The organism is Kitasatospora indigofera (assembly GCF_014655955.1).
Taxonomy (GTDB): Bacteria; Actinomycetota; Actinomycetes; order Streptomycetales; family Streptomycetaceae; genus Kitasatospora; species Kitasatospora indigofera.
In genome coordinates, this window is the sequence record NZ_BNBO01000112.1 from 1 (window position 1) to 5,589 (window position 5,589).

Annotated in this window: 7 protein-coding genes; all 7 read left to right on the forward strand. The window is 71.9% G+C overall.

Features of this window, described 5'->3' with window-relative positions; genetic code table 11:
• Nucleotides 1-238 precede the first annotated feature (238 nt).
• Nucleotides 239-850: a hypothetical protein gene (locus IE329_RS39495; protein ID WP_190215898.1), complete on the forward strand. Its 612-nt coding sequence runs from the start codon at nucleotides 239-241 to the stop codon at nucleotides 848-850.
• A 61-nt stretch (nucleotides 851-911) separates the two neighbouring features.
• A complete protein-coding gene (locus IE329_RS39500) occupies nucleotides 912-1,085 on the forward strand; it encodes a CsbD family protein (RefSeq protein WP_190215899.1) in 174 nt (57 codons plus the stop codon).
• Between the two features lie 176 nt (nucleotides 1,086-1,261).
• Nucleotides 1,262-1,639, forward strand: a complete 378-nt coding sequence (locus IE329_RS39505) for a hypothetical protein (protein WP_190215900.1) — start codon at nucleotides 1,262-1,264, stop codon at nucleotides 1,637-1,639.
• 263 nt (nucleotides 1,640-1,902) lie between these two features.
• A complete protein-coding gene (locus tag IE329_RS39510) occupies nucleotides 1,903-2,667 on the forward strand; it encodes a hypothetical protein (protein WP_190215901.1) in 765 nt (254 codons plus the stop codon).
• Nucleotides 2,668-2,670: 3 nt separating this feature from the next.
• Nucleotides 2,671-3,174 carry a phage holin family protein gene (locus tag IE329_RS39515; RefSeq protein ID WP_190215902.1) on the forward strand — a complete coding sequence of 168 codons (504 nt, stop codon included), beginning with the start codon at nucleotides 2,671-2,673 and terminating at the stop codon, nucleotides 3,172-3,174.
• Nucleotides 3,150-3,806: a DUF3618 domain-containing protein gene (locus IE329_RS39520; protein ID WP_190215903.1), complete on the forward strand. Its 657-nt coding sequence runs from the start codon at nucleotides 3,150-3,152 to the stop codon at nucleotides 3,804-3,806. The genes IE329_RS39515 and IE329_RS39520 overlap by 25 nt, the downstream gene beginning before the upstream one ends.
• 352 nt (nucleotides 3,807-4,158) lie before the next feature.
• Nucleotides 4,159-5,589, forward strand: a 1,431-nt coding sequence (locus tag IE329_RS39525) for a catalase (protein WP_190215904.1), incomplete at its 3' end; no start/stop codon positions are given.

The window sequence follows — 5,589 nt, forward strand, 5'->3', positions numbered from 1 at the left end:
CGCCCTCGCGGTCGATGATCTCCAGGGCGCAGGCGAGCATCCGTGCGCGGCTCAGTTTCCCGTCGGCGTGCGCGGGGCCCTGGACGGCCTGGTCGGCCGGGGGCTGAACCATGGCGGTCCTTCCTGTTGCTCGGGGTTACCGAGGGCGAACATAAAGTTCGTAGACCTACGGTGTAGTAATTATCCTACTCCAGGAGTTAGCTGTAGGCATACGACGTAGAGCCTTTTGGAGCACGTCATGATCCTCGTTCTTCTCGGCCTTCTCATCCTGGCGGTGGCGGCGGTTGTCGCGGTCGCCGGAATCTTCACCAATGCCGGCGGCGCACACGAACTGACGAACTCGTTCTCGGTGTTCGGGCACCAGGTGACCGGATCCACCGGCACGCTGTTCCTCTTCGGCGTGATCGTCGGGGCGGTGGCCATGCTGGGGCTCGGTCTTCTGCTGACCGGGGCGCGGCGTTCCTCACGCCTGGGCAGCGCCGCGCGCCACGGACTGGCTGATTCGCGCCGTGAGACGGCGGCCGTCGCCCAGCGCCGCGACGACCTGGTCGAGCAGCGCGACACCGCCCGCGCGGACGCGACCCTGGCCGCCCGGGAGCGCGACGGCCTCGCCGGCGAACGCGACGATCTCGCCTCGCAGCGCGACGACATGTCCGACCAGCGCGACGCGATCGCCCAGGAGCGGGCCGAGCTGATGCGCGGTGGCAGCGGCGCCCACGAGCGGACGGCCGGCACCCGCGTCGCCCCGATGCCCCCGAACCGCGACGCTGACCCGTCCCAGGAGGACGAGCCGGAACCCGACGGAGCCCGCGGGCTGCACCTCTTCGGGCACCGTCCGGCCTCCCGCTAGGCGGGACGCCACAAGCCACCACCCACCCCACCACGTCATGTCACGAGAACGGAGACCAGTCATGGGTATCGGTAAGAAGGCGGCCCACAAGGCCGAGGAGCTCAAGGGCAGGACCAAGAAGACCGTCGGCGCCGCCACCGGCAACCGCAGCATGGAGGCGGAGGGCCGCGCCGAACAGATGAAGGGTGACGCCAAGCAGGCGGGCGCCAAGACGAAGGACGTCTTCAAGCACTGACTCCCAAGGAGCGTCCCGGGTGCGGCAGCACCGCTCCCGCACCCGCGGCCACCTCCGCAGCCCAGGGGCCTTACCCGCCCCGTGCCGGATCGCGCACTCCTCTCGAAGGGCGCCGCCGGCGCGTGAACGCCGACCGTCCACCGGCGGCCGACACAACCCCCAGCAGGTGATGATCAATGACCGCCAGGAAGTCCCACCCCACCATGGAAGAGGGCCAGGCCGGCCGCTTCGAGGGCGAGAACCAGCACGGCTGGTCGCCGGACATCGACGCCGAGCACCAGGAGCCCAACGACAGTGCCCATCGCTCCTTCCACCCCGGGACCTACGCGCCCAAGCCCGGACCTGGCCGTGAGAAGGCCGCCGAGGAGGACCACGACGTCCCCGGCAACACCGTGCAGAGCACGGGCCGCCGCGGCGAGGACCAGGGCCCCGCCAAGCACACCTACGACACGGGACCCCAGGGCCCGTCCGGCCGCCCGAGCGGCGGGCGCACCGCGAAGGCCCACACCGGTGTCGACCCCCAGGAGCCCGACGGCCCCACCGCCGGACACTGACCGCAGGCCCCATCCGCCGTCCCCTTTCGGGTCCGGCGGTAGCGGGTGGCCCCGGCCGACTTCTCCCGCCGCTGAGCGCAACCCCTGACGGATCATCCGGGGCCCCGGAGCCGCTCGGTGCGGCCGGTGGGCTGTCCCGGCCCGGCGGAGGCCGTACGGCAAACGCGAAAAAGTAGACAAATCGGCTTATTTGCATAGAAGTCGGGCAGGCGTGATGTGACCGCGATCCCACTGACGATTCGATGGATGGAAGAGGAAAGATCTTGAACGAGCACTGGAGCCCGGTGGGCTCGGACCAGGAGCAGCGTCCGGAGGCGGTGAGTTCTGCCGCACGGACCGTGCAGGACAAGGCCGGTGAGGGAGCTCAGGTCGTTGCCGACAACGCGGCCGATGTTGCGGGTACGGTCCAGGAGCAGGCGTCGCAGGTGGTCGGCGAGGCGGCCGCGCAGGCGCGTGACCTGCTGAGTGAGGCCCGCGGGCAGTTGCAGGAGCAGGCCCGGGCGCAGACCGGCCGCCTTGCGGAGAACGTGCGGCAACTGGCGCACGAGCTGCGGGACATGGCAGATCAGGGAAAGGCGGATTCCACGGCAACGGCGGCGGTCGCCCAGATCGCGGACAGCGGTCACCGGGTGGCCGACCGTCTGGACCGGCGCGGCCCGGACGGGCTGCTGGAGGACGTGCGGGACTTCGCGCGCCGTCGGCCCGCACTCTTCCTCGCCGGGGCGGCGCTGACGGGGTTCGCCCTCGGACGTACGGGCAAGGGCGTCGCGGCGGCCGGGAGTTCCTCCCGCACCGTCGAGGACCGCCCCACCGGTCGTGAGGAGCGCCCGGGTGGGAGTGAGTTCCCGCCGCCGGTGCCGCTCGCAGCCCCGGCGCCTGCGGCCGCGCGGGTCGGCCCCGCGCCCCCCGTCGCGGGCTCCCGGTCTGGTCCGTACGAGGGTTACGGGCAGTCGCAGCCCCCGCACCTCACCCCTGCCTACGGGCGGGACCCGGCCCGCGCCGGGCAGCAGTCGGCGCAGGGGGTCTGAGCGATGGCCATCTCGTACCCCGAGCAGGCCCTCGCCGGCACTCCCGCAGCGGCCTCGGCGCCGGGGAGCCCCGCACCCGCGGACGGGACGGCCGCCACGCCGAGGCACGCGGGCACCCGCCCACAGAGCCAGGACGATTCGCTGGGCGATCTGATCGGTGAGATCACCACCGACCTCAGCCGCCTGGTGCGCGACGAGCTCGACCTGGCGAAGGCGGAGATCAAGCAGGAGGCCAGCAAGGCGGGCAAGGCGTCCGGGATGCTCGCCGGCGCCGGCTACGCCGGTCACCTCGTCCTGGTCCTCGGCAGCCTCATGCTCGTCTTCGCGCTGGGCAACATGATGAACCTGGCATGGGCCGCACTGATCGTGACCGCCCTGTGGGCCGTGGTGGGGGCCGTCCTCTACCGCAAGGGCCGTACACGCCTGAGGGACGTGCACCTCAAGCCCGAACAGACGCTGCAGACCCTGAAGGAGGACGCGACATGGGCGCGACACCCGACCAGCTGAGGGGCGACATCGACGCCCGGCGCGCGCACCTCGCGCACAACGTCGACCGCCTGGCCGACAGGGTCACGCCCAGCCGGGTGGCCCACCGCCAGGCCGACGCCGCACACCGGAAGATGACCGACATGAAGGAGCGAGTTATGGGTACCGCGCAGGACGCCGGCGCCTCGACGCACCGTGCGGCCGCCGCCGTCGGTGACACCGCCGAGCGCCTCGCCGACACGACCCGGGACACCGCCGCCCAGATCGGCGACGCCGTCCAGCAGGCACCGGCCCAGCTGCGCAAGCAGACCAAGGGCAGCCCGATGGCCGCCGGCATCATGGCCTTCGGCGCGGGCCTGCTGGCAGCCGCACTGCTGCCCACCAGCGAGGTCGAGGAACAGGGCGGTGCGAAGCTGCGGGAGCACGCGGAGCTGCTGGAGCCTGCAAAGCAGGCCGCCGTCGAGGCCGTGCAGGACGTCCGCGAAGAACTCCGCGAGCCGGCCGCCGACGCGGTCCAGGCCGTGAAGGACTCCGCGCAGGACGCCACCGACACGACCACGGACGCTGTTCAGGACGCCGGACAGCGCACCGCCCGCGACCTGAAGGCCACCGGGCAGGACGCCGCCCGCGAGGTCCAGCAGAGCAGAACCTGAACGTCAGCAGCGCCGACGTCTGGCGATCACCCTGCCGGTCGGGCCTCCCGTCTGCGGGAGGTCCGACCGGCGGTGCCGGCCGGGTTTACGTGCCCTGGGCCGCTGCAGGGCGTGCTACCCGGGAGGGTGGGCCTGGCCGGCCTGCCGGATCCGGAAGTGCGCCGGACGGGCGCACCGTCTCGCGCGATGCCATCCCCGGGCCGAGGCTGAGGCTGCGAGAGCGTGCCACCGAGGGTGTGGCTGCCGGCGGCGGGGGCAGGCGGCCGGTGATCCCGCCTGCGGGGGCCTGCCCCCGGGCCGACCGGTGTGACCGTCGCTGACTGCCGACGGTGTCGTAGGAGAGTTGAGGACGATGGACAAGCCCGGTGCTGTGCAGAAGATCGTCGACGCGGTCGTCGAGACGGTGACCGACGAGGCTCGCCCCGAGGCGGAGATCCCAGGGAAACCTGGTGGGCGGACGCCGCAGCTCGCGGAGCCGACCGAGCCCACCGGGCCGCTCGACCCGAAGCCCGACCAGGAAGCCCCCGCGCAGGTCACCGCAACAGGCCGGGAGACGGGAGCGGCGGCGCACGCGCGGGCGCAGAACGGCGCCTTCCTCACCACCGCCCAGGGCACACGGGTCGTCGACAGCGACCACTCGCTGAAGGCCGGCCCACGAGGGCCTGTGCTCCTGCAGGACCACCACCTGCGGGAGAAGATCACCCACTTCGACCACGAGCGGATCCCCGAGCGGGTGGTCCACGCCCGCGGGGCCGCCGCCCACGGTGTCTTCCGTGGCTACGGCACCGCCGGCGAGGTGAGCCGGGCCGCGTTCCTCGCGGACGGGGTCCAGACCCCGGTGTTCGTGCGGTTCTCCACCGTGCTGGGCTCGCGCGGCTCGGCCGACACCGTGCGTGACACCCGCGGCTTCGCGACGAAGTTCTACACCACCGAGGGCGTCTTCGACCTGGTCGGCAACAACATCCCGGTGTTCTTCATCCAGGACGCCATCAAGTTCCCCGACGTCATCCACGCCGGCAAGCCCCACCCCGACCGGGAGATCCCGCAGGCGCAGAGCGCCCACGACACCTTCTGGGACTTCGTCTCCCTGCACACCGAGGCCACCCACCACACCATCTGGAACATGTCCGACCGCGGCATCCCCCGCTCCTTGCGGATGATGGAGGGCTTCGGCATCCACACCTTCCGCCTGGTCAACGCCGAGGGCGCCTCCAGCCTGGTGAAGTTCCACTGGAAGCCCGAAGCCGGCGTGCACTCCCTCGTCTGGGAGGAGGCTCAGCTGATCAACGGTACGGACCCGGACTTCCACCGCCGCGACCTCGCCGACGCCATCGAGGCCGGGAACTTCCCCCAGTGGGAACTCGGCGTCCAGGTCTTCCCCGACACCCCCGAGCAGACCTTCCAGGGCATCGACCTGCTCGACCCGACGAAGATCGTCCCCGAGGAGCTCGCCCCCGTCCGCCCGATCGGCCTGCTCACCCTCAACGCCAACCCGACGAACTACTTCGCCGAGACCGAGCAGGTCGCCTTCCACCCCGGCCACCTCGTCCCCGGCATCGACGTCACCGACGACCCGCTGCTCGCCGGGCGCCTGTTCTCCTACCTCGACACGCAGATCAGCCGGCTCGGCGGCCCGAACTTCGCGCAGATCCCGGTCAACCGCACCCACGCCCCGGTGAACGACATGCTCCGCGACGGTTTCCACCAGGACGCGGTCCACACCGGTGTCGCCCCGTACCGGCCGAACTCGCTGGACGGCGGCTGCCCCTTTCTCGCGGGCGCC

Bases quoted from the DNA above. Each gene is read 5' to 3' on its own strand.
- IE329_RS39495 (WP_190215898.1), top strand. From the start codon at position 239: ATGATCCTCGTTCTTCTCGGCCTTCTCATCCTGGCGGTGGCGGCGGTT.
- IE329_RS39500 (WP_190215899.1), top strand. From the start codon at position 912: ATGGGTATCGGTAAGAAGGCGGCCCACAAGGCCGAGGAGCTCAAGGGC.
- IE329_RS39505 (WP_190215900.1), top strand. From the start codon at position 1,262: ATGACCGCCAGGAAGTCCCACCCCACCATGGAAGAGGGCCAGGCCGGC.
- IE329_RS39515 (WP_190215902.1), top strand. From the start codon at position 2,671: ATGGCCATCTCGTACCCCGAGCAGGCCCTCGCCGGCACTCCCGCAGCG.
- IE329_RS39520 (WP_190215903.1), top strand. From the start codon at position 3,150: ATGGGCGCGACACCCGACCAGCTGAGGGGCGACATCGACGCCCGGCGC.